At 36.6% G+C, this 17070-nt stretch carries 17 protein-coding genes; 12 read left to right on the top strand and 5 right to left on the bottom strand.

Features of this window, described 5'->3' with window-relative positions; genetic code table 11:
* Positions 1-27: 27 nt before the first annotated feature.
* The gene (locus IGL98_RS10165; protein WP_206843153.1) at positions 28-858 is read right to left on the bottom strand and encodes an undecaprenyl-diphosphate phosphatase; all 831 of its coding nucleotides are present in this window, start codon (positions 856-858) and stop codon (positions 28-30) included.
* A 179-nt stretch (positions 859-1037) separates the two neighbouring features.
* Between IGL98_RS10165 and IGL98_RS10160 the strand changes: the two genes are divergently transcribed.
* From IGL98_RS10160 to IGL98_RS10140, 5 genes are all read left to right on the top strand, one after another.
* Positions 1038-1529: a PTS sugar transporter subunit IIA gene (locus IGL98_RS10160; protein ID WP_206843151.1), complete on the top strand. Its 492-nt coding sequence runs from the start codon at positions 1038-1040 to the stop codon at positions 1527-1529.
* A gap of 171 nt (positions 1530-1700) precedes the next feature.
* Positions 1701-2765 carry a DUF871 domain-containing protein gene (locus tag IGL98_RS10155; RefSeq protein WP_206843149.1) on the top strand — a complete coding sequence of 355 codons (1065 nt, stop codon included), beginning with the start codon at positions 1701-1703 and terminating at the stop codon, positions 2763-2765.
* 1 nt (position 2766) lies between these two features.
* Entirely contained in the window at positions 2767-3654 is an 888-nt protein-coding gene (gene murQ / locus IGL98_RS10150) for an N-acetylmuramic acid 6-phosphate etherase (protein ID WP_206843148.1), read from the top strand.
* A gap of 24 nt (positions 3655-3678) precedes the next feature.
* Positions 3679-5124 (top strand): PTS transporter subunit EIIC, encoded by a 1446-nt coding sequence (locus tag IGL98_RS10145; protein WP_206843146.1) that lies wholly within the window; start codon positions 3679-3681, stop codon positions 5122-5124.
* Positions 5125-5337: 213 nt separating this feature from the next.
* Entirely contained in the window at positions 5338-6195 is an 858-nt protein-coding gene (locus tag IGL98_RS10140; protein WP_206843145.1) for a MurR/RpiR family transcriptional regulator, read from the top strand.
* Between the two features lie 101 nt (positions 6196-6296).
* Here IGL98_RS10140 and IGL98_RS10135 read toward each other — a convergent pair whose 3' ends face one another.
* Positions 6297-6998, bottom strand: coding sequence for a histidine phosphatase family protein (locus IGL98_RS10135; protein WP_206911357.1), 702 nt, complete (start codon positions 6996-6998; stop codon positions 6297-6299).
* Positions 6999-7042: 44 nt separating this feature from the next.
* Positions 7043-7669, bottom strand: coding sequence for an MBL fold metallo-hydrolase (locus IGL98_RS10130; protein ID WP_206846748.1), 627 nt, complete (start codon positions 7667-7669; stop codon positions 7043-7045).
* A 217-nt stretch (positions 7670-7886) separates the two neighbouring features.
* On the opposite strand from IGL98_RS10130, the gene IGL98_RS10125 reads away from it, so the two are divergent.
* The 6 genes from IGL98_RS10125 to IGL98_RS10100 all read left to right on the top strand — a co-directional run bounded on the left by IGL98_RS10125 (position 7887) and on the right by IGL98_RS10100 (position 13805).
* Positions 7887-8246, top strand: coding sequence for a hypothetical protein (locus tag IGL98_RS10125; protein WP_206846750.1), 360 nt, complete (start codon positions 7887-7889; stop codon positions 8244-8246).
* A 189-nt stretch (positions 8247-8435) separates the two neighbouring features.
* Positions 8436-9812, top strand: a complete 1377-nt coding sequence (gene guaD, locus IGL98_RS10120) for a guanine deaminase (RefSeq protein WP_206846752.1) — start codon at positions 8436-8438, stop codon at positions 9810-9812.
* Position 9813: 1 nt separating this feature from the next.
* The gene (locus IGL98_RS10115; RefSeq protein ID WP_206846753.1) at positions 9814-11184 is read left to right on the top strand and encodes a uracil-xanthine permease family protein; all 1371 of its coding nucleotides are present in this window, start codon (positions 9814-9816) and stop codon (positions 11182-11184) included.
* A 193-nt stretch (positions 11185-11377) separates the two neighbouring features.
* Positions 11378-12355, top strand: a complete 978-nt coding sequence (gene guaC / locus IGL98_RS10110; protein WP_206911356.1) for a GMP reductase — start codon at positions 11378-11380, stop codon at positions 12353-12355.
* Between the two features lie 137 nt (positions 12356-12492).
* Positions 12493-12822, top strand: a complete 330-nt coding sequence (locus tag IGL98_RS10105) for a PadR family transcriptional regulator (protein WP_206846758.1) — start codon at positions 12493-12495, stop codon at positions 12820-12822.
* Entirely contained in the window at positions 12822-13805 is a 984-nt protein-coding gene (locus IGL98_RS10100) for a permease prefix domain 1-containing protein (protein ID WP_206911355.1), read from the top strand. The genes IGL98_RS10105 and IGL98_RS10100 overlap by 1 nt, the downstream gene beginning before the upstream one ends.
* Positions 13806-13863: 58 nt before the next feature.
* Here IGL98_RS10100 and IGL98_RS10095 read toward each other — a convergent pair whose 3' ends face one another.
* Both IGL98_RS10095 and thiD read right to left on the bottom strand, forming a co-directional pair.
* On the bottom strand, positions 13864-14412 hold the full coding sequence (locus tag IGL98_RS10095; RefSeq protein ID WP_206846761.1) for an ECF transporter S component: 549 nt from the start codon (positions 14410-14412) through the stop codon (positions 13864-13866).
* A gap of 11 nt (positions 14413-14423) precedes the next feature.
* A complete protein-coding gene (thiD, locus tag IGL98_RS10090; RefSeq protein ID WP_206846762.1) occupies positions 14424-15248 on the bottom strand; it encodes a bifunctional hydroxymethylpyrimidine kinase/phosphomethylpyrimidine kinase in 825 nt (274 codons plus the stop codon).
* Positions 15249-15614: 366 nt separating this feature from the next.
* On the opposite strand from thiD, the gene IGL98_RS10085 reads away from it, so the two are divergent.
* Positions 15615-17057: a PLP-dependent aminotransferase family protein gene (locus IGL98_RS10085; RefSeq protein WP_206846763.1), complete on the top strand. Its 1443-nt coding sequence runs from the start codon at positions 15615-15617 to the stop codon at positions 17055-17057.
* Positions 17058-17070 lie beyond the last annotated feature (13 nt).

Raw genomic sequence — 17070 nt, 5'->3', positions numbered from 1 at the left:
AACCGATCAAATCGGTTCTAATAGTGATTATGAAAATAGCCAATAACTGATAAGTAAAACACCTAGTACGATTCGATACCAGCCAAAAGCAGTAAAATCGTTTCGTTTTAGATAGTTTAATAAGAACTTGATTACAATAATTGAAACAACAAAAGCTACAATTGAGCCAGTCAGTAAAATAAATATTTCACTAAAGCCAAATGAATTTCCCTTCATAACAAACTTTACGATTTTTAAAAAGCTTGCGCCGAACATAACAGGAATGCCAAGGAAAAATGAAAATTCTGTTGCGACAAATCGTGATGCTCCAATAATGATTGCCCCAAGAATTGTTGCTCCTGAACGAGAAGTACCTGGAATTAATGACAATACTTGGAAGAAACCGACAATTGCGGCAGCTTTATAAGTAAAGTCTCTTAAATCAGTACACTTTGGTTTTCGATCGCGATTTCTTTTTTCAATAACTACAAAAGCAATCCCATATACGATCAACATCAATGCAACTGTAAAGAAGTTATGGAATTTTGCTTCTAGCCAGTCATCTAATGGAATTCCGATGATTGCAGCTGGTGCACAGGCAACAACAACTTTCGACCAGAGAATCCAAGTATCTTTTTTCTCAACCTCATTTTTTTGTGGTGAGAAGGGGTTTAACTTATGAAAATAAAGAACGACCACAGCCATAATAGCACCAAGTTGAATCACGACATTAAACATTTCCATAAAGTCTTTGCTGAGGTTCATTTTAATAAATTCATCGACTAAGATTAAATGTCCAGTACTACTAATTGGAAGCCACTCGGTTACTCCCTCGATAATACCTAGAATAATTGCTTTCCATAAATTTGATAAAAGCATAGGTTCAATCCTTTCCAGCATAAAATAGTAAATCACTAATAGTATACCTTTTAGTATCAGAAAAACCAACTATCTTTTCATGAGTGTAAAAAAATTTAAAATCAAGCCTATTCAGTGTTGTAATTATTCTAAGAATTTTCTATACTGTTACTATTCATGAAAATTGGAGGAGAAAACAAATGTTTGGATTTTTGAAAAAGAAAGAACCCGTTCAATTAAACGAAACGTTATATGCAGTGGCTACAGGAAACTTGATTCCAATGAGTGAAGTGAATGATCCTGTCTTTTCACAAAAGATGATGGGGGACGGTTTTGCAGTTATTCCAGAATCAGGAGAGATTTATTCACCAATTGAAGGCGTTGTTCTAAGTGTTTTCCAAACGAAACATGCTGTTGGAATGAAAATGGCAAATGGACTTGAAATTTTACTTCATATGGGTATCGATACAGTGGAGCTTAATGGTGAGCCTTTTGAAATAAAAGTCAGTGAAGGGGCTAAAGTATCTCAAGGAACTCAGATTGCCAATGTTGATTTAGAAGCAATTAAATCTGGCGGAAAAGCAATCGATATGGTTGTTGTGATCACTAATATGGATGCAGTAAAAAGCTTCGATCTTAGTCGTATAGGCCAAGTTAATGCGGGCGATGAAGTAGGTATCGCTAAAGCGTAATTGGATCGTTGATTAGATTTAAAAGAGTGGAAAGACATTAAAATGTTTTTCTGCTTTTTTTTTTACATCTTACTGAAAATAAATTTCACCTTATTTTCAATTTTAATATTATGGTTGAAATAATATTTCAAATGGATTATAATGAAAGCGGATTAGAAAGGAGCGGCTAAAATGTATGGAATTTCGATTTTTCTGAGTGAAGAAATGACTGATGAAACACGTTCATATATTAAAAAAATGAGTGAAATTGGTTTCAAAGGAATATTTACTTCCTTACATATTCCAGAAGATGATGCGGCATTATATGCGCAAAGATTGAAAGAACTTGGTCAAATTGCTCAAAATGCGAATATGAAACTAATGGTGGATATCTCAGGTGAAGCATTAAAAAGAGCAGGTTTTTCATTTGAGCGCTTAGATGAAATTTTATCTATAGGAGTTACTGGCTTGCGTATGGACTATGCTATTTCAAATCAAGCAATTGCCGAAGCTTCTCAGTATTTGACGATTGGATTGAATGCTAGTACGATTTCAGCCGATGATGTGAACGAGTTACGGTCGTTTAACGCAGATTTCACAAAATTTGAAGCTTGGCATAATTATTATCCGAGGCCCGAAACGGGTTTATCTAGTCAATTTTTTAATGAAAAGAATCGGTGGCTGAAACAATCTGGTTTTCAGGTATTCGCTTTTGTTCCAGGAAACCAGCGATTAAGAGGACCGCTAAAAGAAGGTCTACCGACACTTGAAAAACATCGTTATGATAATCCCTTTTCAGCGGCATTGGATTTGAACGAGAATTATCAGGTAGATGGTGTTTATCTGGGGGATCCTGAGATTTCCAAAAGAACGATACATCAATTTGAAGCCTACAACCGTAATCAAGTTATTCAGCTTGAAGTTTCTGATATTGGGAGCCGATACTATTCACATATTTTAGGAGAACACAAAAATCGTCAAGACGAAGCTCGGGATGTTATTCGCAGTGCAGATGCACGATTTAAAAAAATAGCAACGGTTGAACCAGAAGTATCACGAGAACGAAAAACTGGTAGTGTGACGCTTGATAATCTTCATTACGGAAGATACATGGGAGAAATACAAATAACAAAAAAAGATTTACCAGCAAATGAAAAAATCAATGTTGTAGCACAAATCATACCAGAAGATATCTCCTTGCTGAGGTTAATACAAGCAGGTAGAGCCTTTAATTTGATAGAGAAGGGAACTTTATAAAATGAATTTAGAAAATTTAACCACGGAACGTAGAAATCAAGAAACCATGAATTTGGATGAACTAACGATAAAAGAAGCACTAGATAAAATGAATCAAGAAGATCAGAAAGTAGCTTTGGCAGTACAAGAAGCGCTTCCTCAAATTGAACCAGTTATAAAATTAATTATTGAGTCCTTTAGCAATGGCGGCCGACTGATTTATATGGGGGCTGGAACAAGTGGACGTTTAGGTGTGCTGGATGCTGCAGAATGCGTACCAACTTTCGGAGTTGATCCTACTATGGTTCAAGGTTTGATTGCTGGTGGCCAAAAAGCGATGACTGTGGCTGTTGAAGGAGCAGAGGATTCCAAAGAGTTAGGTCAGCAGGACTTAATAGATATTACACTTACAAAAAAAGACGTTGTGATCGGAATTGCAGCAAGCGGTCGAACACCTTACGTGATCGGTGGATTGGTATATGCGGATTCAATTGGCGCCGTGACCGCTTCGATTTCTTGTAATAAAGAAGCTGAAATCAGTCGATATGCTAAGATGCCAATCGAAGTAGATGCAGGCCCAGAATTTTTAACTGGATCAACTCGATTGAAGTCTGGGACAGCGCAAAAATTGATTTTAAACATGTTATCGACGATTTCAATGATCGGAATCGGCAAAGTATACAATAATTTGATGGTAGATGTAAAACCTACGAATGAAAAGTTAGTTGAACGATCAAAACGAATTATTATGGAAGCTACGAACTGTGATTATGAAACGGCAGCAACTTATTTTGTAAAAGCGGATGAAAATGTAAAACTAGCTATTGTTATGTTGCTGACAAATACTTCAAAAGAAGAAGCGGTAGAAAAATTAAGACAAGGCAATAACTTTATAAAAAATACACTTTAAAAAAGTTTGAAGGAGGAAAAGAACATGGCAGAAGATAAAATCAAACGTTTAGCTAGGGAAATTTATGAAGAAGTAGGCGGTCAAAGTAATGTCCTAAAATTACGGCATTGTATGACGCGTGTCCGGATGGATATTCGTGATTATGATAAAGTAAAATTAGAAGGTCTGAAAAATATAGACGGTGTAATGGGTGTCGTAGAAGACGATACATTACAAGTCGTGATCGGACCTGGAACTGTTAATAAAGTGGCACAAGAAATGGTTGATATGGCTGGTGTAAAGCTAGGAGAAGCGTTTCCTAGCTCAGATGAAAAACAAAGTGAGCTTTCAGGAAAGCAATTAGTTGAAGAAAAAGCAGCGCAAGTCAAAGCGGCTCAAAAGGAAAAAAATAAAAACAACTCTGGGTTTAAAGCAGTTTTGAAATCGATTTCTAACATTTTTGTTCCGTTGATTCCAGCCTTTGTTGGTGCCGGGATCATTGGCGGGATTGCAGCAGTCATGTCAAACCTTTTAGTTGCTGGAACAATCGGTGATTCTTGGCATCAATATATTGATGTTCTGAATATCATTAAAAACGGGATCTTTGCTTATCTAGCGTTATATACTGGGATCAATAGTGCCAGTGAATTCGGTGCAACGCCAGCTCTTGGGGGCGTGATTGGGGCGGTTACAATGCTAACAGGAATGAACCCAGAGGCGCCACTTCCGAATATTTTGACTGGTGGTACTTTGTCAGCTGGTCAAGGTGGGATCATTGGGGTTATTTTTGCAGTTTGGTTGCTTTCTTTAATAGAAAAACAGTTGCATAAAGTGATTCCTGATTCTATTGATATTATCATAACACCGACCGTTTCTTTACTTGTGATTGGGTTGATCACAATCTTCCTAATCATGCCTGTTGCAGGATTTATCTCTAATAGTCTTGTTGGCGTAATCAATGTTGTATTAGAAAAAGGCGGTATGTTAGCTGGCTTTACATTAGGTGCTACATTCTTGCCGATGGTTATGTTTGGATTGCATCAAATATTGACGCCAATTCATATTGAAATGATTACTCAAACGGGTATGACATTATTATTACCGATTCTTGCAATGGCTGGTGCTGGACAAGTTGGTGCTGCATTGGCATTATGGATTCGTTGCAAAAAAGATACGAAACTTGTTGAAATGATCAAAGGCGCATTGCCTGTGGGGATTTTAGGTATTGGGGAACCATTGATTTATGGAGTAACGTTACCACTTGGACGTCCCTTTGTTACAGCGTGTATTGGTGGCGGTATCGGTGGTGCTGTGATTGGTGCTTTTGGTAATGTTGGTTCAATTGCAATTGGACCAAGCGGTGTGGCCTTGATCCCATTAATTGCTAACAATCAATGGTTAGCGTATGTTTTGGGCTTATTGGCAGCGTATGCTGGTGGTTTTGTTGCAACCTTTTTCTTTGGGATTCCAAAAGATCTGCAAGAAAAATAATTTTTAGATAACAATTATTATAAGAACTGATTTCTTAGTAGGAAGCATTTAATTGCAAAACTAATTGGAGTCAGTTTTTTTATGAGGAAAAAAGAGTTCATTATTTAGCAGATGCATTTCTTTTCTGCCTCATTTTCGCTATAATAATGTAGTAGACTGTTGAAACATTTACTAAAGACGTTTGATTTCGGCAGAAAAAAGGATGTGTAGGCAATGCAGCAAAATATAATTTTAACGATTCAAGATCACCTTAAACATTTGCCAGGTTCTGAACAAAAAGTAGCAGAATACATTTTGAATAATACGAGTGCAGTGATTAATTTAAGCGCCCAAGAACTTGCTAAGAAATCTGGTTCTAGTCCAGCAGCAATCATTCGTTTTTGCCGATCAATCGAGGTTAGTGGTTTTACAGATTTAAAATTATTGCTTTCGGCTAATCTGGGAAATGTCGATACACAAATGTATACAGAGGTCGAAAACGGCGAAACAACAGCTGCAATCAAAGAAAAACTGCAGCACCGTCTGATTCATGTTTTAGAACGGACGAACGAACATTTAGAAGATCAAGCGATCGACCGGTCTGTTGAAGAGTTGGAAAATGCAGAAATTATCTTTGTTTACGGTTTAGGCGCCTCATCATTAGTTGCCCAAGATATTTATCAAAAATTTACTCGTTTAGGGTTAAGTGTGTTTTTTACAATGGACCATCATTTGTTTGCATCGGCAATTGGTACAAACAGACTAAAAGGAATTTTTATTGGGATTTCACATTCAGGTACAAATCAGGAAACAAATGAACTTGCAGATCTTGCTATTGAAAAAGGCTTGGCCGTGATTGGATTAACGGCTAATACTGACTCGGCGTTGGCACAAAAAAGCTCTATTTTGCTATTGACGCCTATTGGAGGAGAAGCACCATTAAGAAGTGCTGCGACTGTTTCATTAACGGCTCAACTCTATGTAGTGGATGTTTTATTTTTTGCTTATGCAGCTAAAAACTATAACGAGACATTAGAGAAAATCCAAGATTCTAAGGAAGCAGTTGAAATCGTAAAAAAAGACTTGAATTAAAAAGTATTTCCAATGTTGATTGTGTTTATTAAATAATCAATAGAAATAAGGGTGTGAGAGAAAACAAAACTTGTTTTTTCTCACACTCTTCTTTTGAAAGTTTAGTTAATGGATGCAATGTCACGTCCATTATCAATATAGTGGGTATCATTGACCGTGTCGATCGTAAATTTACCATTCTCATAAATTAGTTTAGTCACACTACCATTTTCAAGACCTATCTGCATGGGTAAACTATTATCGATCAATGACATTAAAAATGAAATCGTCAACCCATGTGAGACGATCATTACATTGCCGCCGCCATTTTTTTCTCGATGATGGGCAATATCTTCAAAACCGCTCCAAACTCGTTCACGGATTGTTTCGTAAGGTTCTGCCCAATTTGCCGTGTCCGCAGCGATGATAGCATCAGCCAAATCTTTATAACTGATTTTGTTGGTCATCATGTCTTCATAGTTTTTAAAAGCTAAAATCCTAGGAACAACCCCCCAAAGTTCGCCATCATAACCGCCATCTAAAGAACCGAAACACCATTCGCGGATACGACTATCAATACTATAAGGAATGTCTGCACCATGTTGATGTTCTTGTAAAATGATACGTGCTGTCTGCATTGCACGTCCACTGTCACTAGAATAGGCCTCTTTGAAATCAGTGTCTTGTAAACCAAGACCTAAATATTGAATTGTTTTTTCTCCATCTTTAGTCAAAGGTGTGTCTGACCAACCCTGAGTTCTGCCGATTGTATTGAACATCGTTTTACCGTGACGGATGATGTATAGTGTTGTTGGTTCGTTCATCTCCTATTTCCTCCTTTAATAGCTAAATAACCACTTCTCATTTTTTAGTTAAAAAACGGGTTTGTTTTCTTTTCATGTTCGATCGTAGTGGCATCACCGTGTCCGGGATAGGCTGGAAATTCATCTGGTAATGTGAAAAGATAGGTGTTGATACTGTGAAGCAATTGCTGCATGTCACCAGTGTGTAAATCAGTTCTGCCAACACTTCCTTTGAATAAAGCATCTCCCGTGACAACAAAGTCATCAAACACAAAACTCACACTGCCAATCGAATGTCCAGGTGTTGGTACAACAGAAAAGGTCATTCCACCCAAATCATAATCGATCAGTTCAAATTCTACTTCAGCAGGTTGGACGATAATGTCAGCAATATCGTCATGACGACCTAAGCCAGATAAGTTAAGAACAGGGTTAGATAACCATTCTTGTTCTAATGGACTCACATAAACAGGAATGTTGTATTGATGGCGGAGTTCTTCAACAGCACCGATATGATCATAATGTGTATGTGTTAGTAAAATAGCAATCGGTTTTTTACCCGTTTTTTCAATCAAAGCGGCAATTTTTTCCGGTTCAGCCCCCGGATCGATAATTAATAGGTTCGTTTCATTATAAATTAAGTAACAATTTTCTTGGATAACGCCGGTTTGGATTCGTTCGATTTTCAGCATAGTCATTTGCCTCCTAGTAAGTATGGTTCTTCTTTAAGTATAACTCAATTTTACGCAGAATCAAAAGGCAGTGCTGTTCTTTTAACTGATTGTTATAGATCAGGTCAAAAATATAGATTCAATGGTGAAAGTATCGATAATTTACTTTTGATATACTATCAATCATAATAGAGATAGTTTCTAGAAAAGTGAAAGTCAGAAAAGGAGTCGACCAAAAATGAAAAAAGTTAATCAGTTTTTAGAACAAATTCCAGCACTATTGTCTAGTAAAATTTCGATTTTTATTTATCTATTTCTTTTTTTCTATTTAGTTGTTTTTGCTGTTTTAACAATGTGGATTCCTTTATTAAAAAATGTACAGCCATCCGATAATGTCCAGTTGATTTTAGGAAATTATACGAATGTCTTGAGTGCTTTAGGCGCTTCTTTGGCAGCAGGGAGCGGTACGCTTATCCATCATAGCTTATCAACATTGCATAAAAAACACGATAAAATGCACGATGAGCTACAAAAGACGATTGCTGAGCTCCATGATAAAATCGATCGTCTGGAGGAAGAAAAACAAAAACCTAAATGATAAATCGAATTTTATAAAGTAAAACAAAACATTGTACGTTTTGTTTTACTTTTTTTGTTCTGAATATACCATCGTTCGTTTTTTGGTTATTTCTGAACACTTTTCAAAGATATTTGAAGAGGAAATATAGAATAAATGCGAATTATTATATATAATGTTATTTGTATCGTTATGAGAGGAGCATTTATTTTGTTTAAATTTGTCGTAAAGGGAACAGCATTTTCAAGTATTGATTCAAAAAATGTTAAAGTTTTCGAAAATTTTCTATTTTGTATCTCAGAAACAGGGATGATCAGCGCTATTATTTCTCCAGAAGAAAAAGAATATAAAACCATTATTCAAGAATATGCGGAAAAAAATAAATTTCAAGAATTAGCTCAGGGACAATATATTCTTCCTGGTTTTATTGATCTTCACATCCATGCACCTCAATGGGCGCAAACTGGAACAGCACTTGATCTTCCGTTATATGAGTGGCTTAATACGTATACGTTTCCGTTGGAAGCCAAATTTTCCGATGAACAATTTGCGAAGAGAGTGTATTCAGACTTAGTTTCACAACTAATAAAAAATGGAACAACAACAGCTTTGTATTTTGCAACAGTTCATCGTAAATCTAGTCTGAGATTAGCAGAAATCTGTAGTGAAAAAGGCCAAAGGGGTTTGGTTGGTAAGGTCGTAATGGACGACCAAGAGCAAAATCCCGATTATTATCGAGATGCTACAGCGGATGAAGCACTAGCTGAAACAGAATTATTTATTCAAGAGGTGCTTGAATTAAACAAGCGAACACCTCAAGGCGTCTATCCAGTTGTAACGCCTCGTTTCATTCCAAGCTGTACTGATAATTCTTTAAAAGGTTTAGGTGCGTTGGCTGCTAAGTATGATGTTCATATCCAATCTCATTGTAGTGAAAGCGATTGGGCCCATTCATTTGTTCAAGAGCGTTTTGGTAAAAATGATGCTTTTGCGTTAAATGATTTTGGTTTACTTACAGAAAAAGCTGTTATGGCACATTGTGGCTTTCTGTCAGATGAAGATATGGAATTATTTGCTAATAAAGGAACGGCTGTTGCCCATTGTCCGATTTCTAATGCATATTTCGGCAATGCTGTAACACCAATTGCGAAATTGTTAAACGACTATCAAGTAGAAACTGGTTTAGGCAGCGATATTTCTGGTGGTTTTTCGCCAAGTTTATTTGATAATATTAGACAAGCAGTCATGTCATCTCGAATGTTGGAAGACGGTGTCGATAAAGATTGTTGTAGCGAAAAACGTGGTGTTTCGGGTGCAAGTATTACTTTAAATGAAGCTTTTTATCTAGCAACAGCTGGCGGCGGGGAATCATTGAGTTTACCGATAGGAAAACTAGAAGTTGGCTATGCTTGGGATGTTCAACTTGTCGATAGTAAAAAGTTACCAATTTTTTCGAAAGATGAACCGTTGATGACTATTTTCCAAAAAATTCTTTATTTGTCTCGCCCAGAAAACATTGATGAAGTTTGGATTCAAGGGGAAAAAGTTCACGACAAAAATACGAAAGAAGTAGAGGTGCAAGCATAAAATGGCAGAAGCGCAAGCGAAAACGTCAAAATTAACAGTAGGACCGAATGATGATTTATCAATCGGACAATCAGCTCTTTTAGGAATTCAACATGTTTTAGCGATGGATGTGTATGTGGTGCCGTTTATCATTGCATCACTTATTGGTTTGACAACAAAAGAATCTTCAGCGTTGATCCAATCGACCTTTATAGCGGCTGGGCTTGCTACAATTATTCAATCGTATTTTTGCATGAAACTACCTGTTGCACAAGGTCCATCGTTTATCCCGATTGGAGCGGTTGCTGGTATTTATTTTGCGAATAGTCAAAATGGTAATGGTTGGGGAGCAGTATTAGGAGCAAGCTTGATTGGGGCCGTGTTAGTTATTATTTTAGGCGTAACAGGGATTTTTAATCGTTTGATCAAAGCCTTTGTCCCCCCCATCGTTGGTGGCACGATTATTTTTATTGTGGGTTTATCACTAATGCCTGTTGCATTGAATGATAATGTTTTTATGGCCTCGGGAGACTTAGGTCAAAATATTTTACTTGCCGTAATAGCAGCAGCGTCGCTTGTTTTGTTTGCGATGATCGGATCTCGTTTTCCAGGGAAAGGTCGGATTTTCAGAATTTCTTCTGTTATTTTAGCCTTAGTTATTGGCAGTTTAGCGGCTCAATTTATAGGTGTTCTTGATTTATCTCAAGTTGGAAATGCATCATTAATCAGTGTTCCACAATTAGCATTTGTAAATTTCCACCTTTCGTTTGATTTATCATCAATCATAACAATGGTCATTATTTATGTTGTACTAATGGCTGAAACAACAGGTACCTGGTTTGCAGTCAGTAATGTCTGTGAAGAACCGTTAACAGATGAAAATATTAATAGAGGCGTTATAGGTGAGGGGATTGGTTGTCTTATTTCGTCATTATTAGGGACAACGCCTGTTACGGGTTATTCAACAAATGCCGGAATTATTTCAATCACAGGTGTTGCTAGCAAAAAAGTATTCGTAGCAGCTGGGGCTTGGTTTGTCGTTTTTGGTTTATCAGGTAAATTGTCAACGTTGATATCTTCGATTCCTGCTCCTGTGATTGGCGGTGTGTTTGTCATTGTTTGTGGAATTATTTCAATTAGTGGAATTAAAGTGATTAAAGAAGTTGAAATAAGTGAAAAGGATATGTATGTGATTGCGATCCCCATGATTTTAACACTCGCATTGACATTGATTCCTAAAGAGTTTATTCAATCATTGCCCCAATTTTTACAATATCTTTTTAGCTCATCTGTAGCAACAGCATCGATTGCCGCAATTCTTTTAAATCGTTTATTACCTAACGAAAAAATAGAAGAGCCAATAATTGAACACGAGGAAATAAAAGCCGTATAAAATAGCAACAAGAGGCCTATTCACTCAAAACACGAACGATGATCTTCAAATTGGTATATTTTTCGTTATTTACCTTTGACTTTTGTATATGAATAGTGTAAATTAGCATAGGTGTTCGAAAATGCGAACTATTTTCTGTTTAATGTTCGTGTTTTTGCGTGTTTTATTAGAACTTACTAGGAGGCAATACAGTATGAAAGTTTTTGATTACGAAGATGTCCAGTTGATTCCAAACAAATGTATCGTGAACAGTCGTTCTGAATGTGATACAGTGGTGAAATTAGGGAAACATACCTTTAAAATGCCGGTCGTACCTGCTAACATGCAGACGATTATTGATGAAGAAATTGCGGAATTTTTAGCAAAAAATAATTATTTTTATATTATGCACCGCTTTGATGAAAATGCTCGAATTCCATTTATTGAAAAAATGAATGCTAAAAGTTTGATTGCATCTATTAGTGTGGGTGTAAAAGAAGCTGAATATGGTTTTGTAGAAGAATTAGCGGAACGTAATTTGGTACCTGATTATGTAACGATTGATATTGCACATGGTCATTCCAATGCAGTGATCAATATGATCCAACATTTGAAAAAGCATTTACCTGATACTTTTGTTATCGCTGGAAATGTCGGGACACCTGAAGCTGTTCGTGAATTAGAAAATGCTGGAGCGGATGCGACAAAAGTCGGAATCGGTCCTGGTAAAGTTTGTATCACGAAAATCAAAACAGGATTTGGAACAGGTGGTTGGCAATTAGCGGCACTACGTTGGTGCGCGAAAGCTGCTCGAAAACCAATCATTGCAGATGGCGGAATTCGTACACCGGGCGATGTCGCAAAATCAGTTCGTTTTGGCGCAACGATGGTGATGATTGGTTCACTATTTGCAGGTCATGAAGAATCTCCAGGTGAAACAAAAGTAGAAAATGGCGTTGTCTATAAAGAATATTTCGGTAGTGCTTCTGAATTTCAAAAAGGTGAAAAGAAAAATGTTGAAGGTAAGAAAATCTGGATTCAACATAAAGGCAGTTTAGCTGATACACTTACAGAAATGCAGCAAGATTTACAATCTTCAATTTCTTATGCGGGTGGTCGTGATCTTGAAGCCATTCGTAAAGTTGATTATGTAATTGTGAAAAATTCAATTTTTAATGGCGATACAATTTAATCAAACCTAGAAAAGGAGCGTGTTTTACGCTTCTTTTTTATTTTTGATTAATTTTACTTTACCTGTCGTAGTAATAGTGTTATGATAATTACAACGACAGACGTAGTACGTCAGATGAAGTAATCGGAGGTGATTCAATGATTGGCAGTGATGCAATCAGAGGGTATAATGATACATTTATTTTATCTGTATTGCAGGAAGGTGATTCTTATGGTTACGCAATTTCTAAAAGAATCACGGAAATTTCAGAAAATAATTATTCGATTAAGGAAACGACATTGTATTCTGCCTTTAACCGTTTAGAAAAGAATGGATTTATTGAATCTTTTCCAGGACAAATCACTCATGGTAAAAAAAGAACTTACTATAAAATCACGATGACTGGCAAAGAATATTTAGAAGAAAAAATAGCAGAATGGATACTAACAAAAAAAGTCGTTGAGCGCTTTATCAAGGAGGAAAAATAATGAAAACTATTCAGGATTATATCGACAGTTTATTTTTAGGAATAGCTGAAACAAGCCAGACTAAACAATTGAAAGAGGATCTACTAGCAAGTGCAGAAGATCGGTATGAGGATTTAAAAAAACAAGGGAAATCTGAAAACGAAGCGATCGGTGGCGTAATCTCAGAGTTTGGATCGATTGATGAATTAGTAGAAGAAATGAACATAAAACAAGATTTTATCGATGAAAAAGGATTTGAGATAGATGAAATCACCATAGATGATTCAATTAACTTTTTAAATGTTCAACGCAAAGGAGCTACGCTAATTGGACTTGGTGTTATGACGATCATGATTGGAGCAGCAGCATTTTTTACATCTATGGGATTATCTGGTGAGAATTATGGTGTAGGTTTTGGGTTGTTATTTTTCTTTATCGGTGCAGCCATTGGCGTTCCTTTATTTATTATCGCTGGAACGAGCATGGTCAACTCAAACAAGAAGCTGGATGATCATTTTATTCCAATGCAAGTAAAAAATGAAATGAAAAAACGAAAAGAGAATTTTCACCGTTCCTTTGTTTTTTGTATGGTGGTTGGAGTATCACTATGCATTTTATCGGTGACTCCTGTCGCTTTGTTCACTCTATTGGATCCTTCGGAAGGAAATGAATTATTTGGTGTCGGGTGTATGTTTTTCTTAGCTTCATTCGGTGTTTTCTTCTTTATTTTTGGCGGCGTGATCATGGGAAGTTTCACAAAAATGCTTGAACAAACTTATTTTATTTCAGATGAAGGAGAATTAGGGCCAAGAGCAAAAGCTGAACGAAACAGCAAAAAGCCAGTTTGGTTACAAACCCTTGAAAAAATTTATTGGCCGATCATTGTTGCAGTCTTTTTATGCCAAGGATTTTTCCTAAGAAACTGGAGTACAAATTGGATTATTTTTCCAATAGCTGGGATTGCTTTTGGCATACTGGAAAGTATATTTAGTAAAAATGAATAAAAAAGAGAGCGAGGCAAAACGGATAGTTCGTTTTGCCTCGCCTTTTTTATAGAAATAACTAAAATGATTGTCTTGTAAAGATGATGTTCATAGCTTTTTTTAACGGGAAATAAACAAGTGTCACAATAACGATGGTTGTCGCTACATTAATGAACGTAGCAGGTAGTTTCGATAAAGCACTTGCGAAAGATACATTAAAGTCTGCTCCTGCAAGAAGTCCCATTACAGTATTTTTTATTTGAGTCATAATGATTTTGGCAAGTCCAGTTATAGCAGCAACTACAATGATTTTCCAAATAGCATCGATATTTTGATGGAAAAATAAGATCGTCAATGCTGCTGCACCGCCAACAATAAAGCTTTCTAGAATAAAATAAGGAGCTTCAGCAGCAAAACCATTTAAAACATCAAAAATTGCAAAACCTAGCCCCCCAGCCAGAGCCCCTCTTTTGTAGCCAATCAAAAGTACAGCCAGCAGTAAAACTGAATTACCCAAGTGAGCAAAAGCCCCAGTGGGCATAGGAATTTTAATCATTGTTCCAAGAACGGTCAATGCAGCAAATAATCCAACTAATACAATGGATGTCGTTGAGTTTTTTTTATTCATTCTGTCACTCCCTAATTGTCTGTCATTCGATCTTGCGCATGATTATAAGCTCCATGCCAAACATGACCAAGAAAAGGATTGATTTTTTGACCGTTTTTGATTGCTGCGGCTACGAATTTTTTTGCTAGCGATACAGAATCAACAACTGAATAGCCTTTTGCAAAACCAGCAGTAACGGCTGCCGCAAAAGTACAGCCTGCTCCGTGGTTATAATCAGTTGCAAATAGTTTCTCTTCAAAGATCGTGAAATCAGTTCCATCATAAAAAAGATCAATCGCTTTGTCCGCTTTTAAGCGATGACCACCTTTGATCACAACGCTTTTAGGACCCAAATCAATGATATTTTTTGCGGCTTCTTTCATTTGCTCAACAGAAGTCAAATCACCCATTCCAGATAAAATTCCTGCTTCCACTAAGTTTGGTGTTGTTATAGTTGCTTTAGGTAACAGTAAGCGAGTCATTGCTGCTACATTTTCAGGTTGCAATAATTCACTTGTTCCTTTGCAGGCCATTACGGGATCAATTACGATATTGTTCATTTCAAATTTATCAATATAAGCTCGAGTTATTTCGATTGCTTCGATGGTTCCAAGCATCCCCGTTTTCATAGCGTCAAGAGCGCCACCTGCAAAAATAGTTTTTAATTGTTTTTCCACTAAAACAGGCTCAATCGGAGTAACAGTGTGACTCCAGTCTTCATCGGGGTCCATTGTCACAATACTAGTTAACGCCGAAAAACCAAATGTTCCATACTCCTCAAACGTTTTTAAATCCGCTTGAATACCTGCACCGCCACTAGAATCAGAACCAGCAACAGTTAATACTTTTTTTATCATTGTCCAACCTCTATTCGGAAATATTTTGATATACGTATTGTAAAACAAACATAAGTTGACAAAAACAGCCAATTGGGTTATTTTCAGGTCATCCAATTGCTGCGAATCACGGAGAACGAAGTGATTCGATGATGAGCAGTACAAGACGACTGGAAGGAGAGTTGTTCCTTAGTTTTGAATCACGGAGAACAAAGTGATTCGATGATGAGCAGTACAAGACGACTGGAAGGAGAGTTGTTACATGCTCTTATCTTTTATTAAGTTTAACCAATTAGCAAGTAAGAACTCCTGATAAGACTATAATAAATACCTATAAAAATCAAAACAATCACACTCTTCAACAAAATAAATAAGGAGGCAAAAAAAATGTGGTCACTAAAAAAAGAAAAAGGCGTCCCGATATACGTAAGTATCATCGAGCTAATTCTCTACTATATAAAAAATGGCGATCTTTTACCAGGTGAACGTTTACCTTCAGAAAGAAAATTGGCAAATTACTTTCAAGTCAATCGTTCTACGGTTGTACATGCATTAGACGAACTTGTTTCTTTAGGCTGGATCATCAGAAAGCAAGGTAGCGGAACGATCGTCAACGAGGGGAAGTGGGGAATCAGCACAACACCAAGAACAGACTGGCGTCGTTATCTAGAACAAAATGCCTTTGCTAAAGTCGATCCCTTTACTGAACAAATTGAAAGGCTGATCAAGCAATCAGATGAGCATGTCTTGGATTTATATACAGGAGAATTGCCAATGGATTTAATTCCAAGTTTCTCATTTCCACCATTGACATGGAAACACTTTTTGGAAGAAGAACAGCAAGATGACCTAGGTTATCTGCCCCTAAGGCAATCAATCAGCCGTGAGACTAAAAAAGAATATGGTTTTTCTCTTCCGCCAGAAAGTCTCTTGATCACGTCTGGTGCGCAACAAGCTTTATTTTTAATTTTACAAGTATTGCTGCAATCAGGTGATAGTGTAGCGATCGAAGATCCTTCATTTCTTTATGCACTCCCAATTTTTCAAGCAGCTGGCATCCGTCTTTATGGTGTGAAAATGGATCAAGACGGAATCAACTTGGAGTCTCTTGAAAAAATGATTCGTCAACATCGGGTCAAAATGGTCATGGTCAATCCATCCTTCCAAAATCCGACTGGAAAGACGATGTCGATGAAACGCAGAAAAGCATTGGTTGAACTATGTCAAAATTATCAAATTCCAATTTTAGAAGATGATGTTTTCGCTAAACTGAATTTTGTCTCTACAGATCAAATCCCCCCGTTAAAAAAATTAGATCCAGAAAATGTCTTGTACATTGGCTCTCTATCAAAAATACTTGGCTCAACAACTAAAATAGGCTGGTTGAGTGCCCCAACTTCAGTGAATCAACAATTAGCAGAAGCGAGAAAGATGATGGATTTTTCATTAAGTATTTTCCCACAACTATTGGCGAATTTAGCCTTAACAGATAAAGATTTTTCCAACAAAATAGCTCATCTAAAGCAAACAGTAGAACAAAGAGGTAAAGCCGTTTTCGATGTGTTAGATGAAATGAAAGAATGGGATGTAAGTATGCCTAAAGGGGGCTTTTATATATGGGCAAAATGGAAACATGGAACCCTTCGGCCAAAAGATTGGGCAGTCTTTTTACAAGAAGGCTTACTGATTGCACCGAGTTTCTTCTTTAGTGAAAATCAAGACAGCATTCGGATTAATTTCACTAGAGTTGATGAAAAAAAATTGCTGATTTTTAAAGAAAAATTGCTAAAAGTCACAAAAGAAATAGCTTTTGATTCCAAATCACTATGATAAAATAAGGATA

The organism is Enterococcus sp. DIV0840 (genome assembly GCF_050527835.1).
GTDB lineage: Bacteria > Bacillota > Bacilli > Lactobacillales > Enterococcaceae > Enterococcus_L > Enterococcus_L ureasiticus.
This window is presented reverse-complemented; position numbering and strand designations above follow the sequence as displayed.

Excerpts from the sequence above, each read along its gene's own strand:
- IGL98_RS10165 (WP_206843153.1), bottom strand. The coding sequence starts at position 858 with ATGCTTTTATCAAATTTATGGAAAGCAATTATTCTAGGTATTATCGAG.
- IGL98_RS10160 (WP_206843151.1), top strand. The coding sequence starts at position 1,038 with ATGTTTGGATTTTTGAAAAAGAAAGAACCCGTTCAATTAAACGAAACG.
- IGL98_RS10155 (WP_206843149.1), top strand. The coding sequence starts at position 1,701 with ATGTATGGAATTTCGATTTTTCTGAGTGAAGAAATGACTGATGAAACA.
- murQ (WP_206843148.1), top strand. The coding sequence starts at position 2,767 with ATGAATTTAGAAAATTTAACCACGGAACGTAGAAATCAAGAAACCATG.
- IGL98_RS10145 (WP_206843146.1), top strand. The coding sequence starts at position 3,679 with ATGGCAGAAGATAAAATCAAACGTTTAGCTAGGGAAATTTATGAAGAA.
- IGL98_RS10140 (WP_206843145.1), top strand. The coding sequence starts at position 5,338 with ATGCAGCAAAATATAATTTTAACGATTCAAGATCACCTTAAACATTTG.
- IGL98_RS10135 (WP_206911357.1), bottom strand. The coding sequence starts at position 6,998 with ATGAACGAACCAACAACACTATACATCATCCGTCACGGTAAAACGATG.
- IGL98_RS10130 (WP_206846748.1), bottom strand. The coding sequence starts at position 7,669 with ATGCTGAAAATCGAACGAATCCAAACCGGCGTTATCCAAGAAAATTGT.
- IGL98_RS10125 (WP_206846750.1), top strand. The coding sequence starts at position 7,887 with ATGAAAAAAGTTAATCAGTTTTTAGAACAAATTCCAGCACTATTGTCT.
- IGL98_RS10115 (WP_206846753.1), top strand. The coding sequence starts at position 9,814 with ATGGCAGAAGCGCAAGCGAAAACGTCAAAATTAACAGTAGGACCGAAT.
- guaC (WP_206911356.1), top strand. The coding sequence starts at position 11,378 with ATGAAAGTTTTTGATTACGAAGATGTCCAGTTGATTCCAAACAAATGT.
- IGL98_RS10105 (WP_206846758.1), top strand. The coding sequence starts at position 12,493 with ATGATTGGCAGTGATGCAATCAGAGGGTATAATGATACATTTATTTTA.
- IGL98_RS10100 (WP_206911355.1), top strand. The coding sequence starts at position 12,822 with ATGAAAACTATTCAGGATTATATCGACAGTTTATTTTTAGGAATAGCT.
- IGL98_RS10095 (WP_206846761.1), bottom strand. The coding sequence starts at position 14,412 with ATGAATAAAAAAAACTCAACGACATCCATTGTATTAGTTGGATTATTT.
- thiD (WP_206846762.1), bottom strand. The coding sequence starts at position 15,248 with ATGATAAAAAAAGTATTAACTGTTGCTGGTTCTGATTCTAGTGGCGGT.
- IGL98_RS10085 (WP_206846763.1), top strand. The coding sequence starts at position 15,615 with ATGTGGTCACTAAAAAAAGAAAAAGGCGTCCCGATATACGTAAGTATC.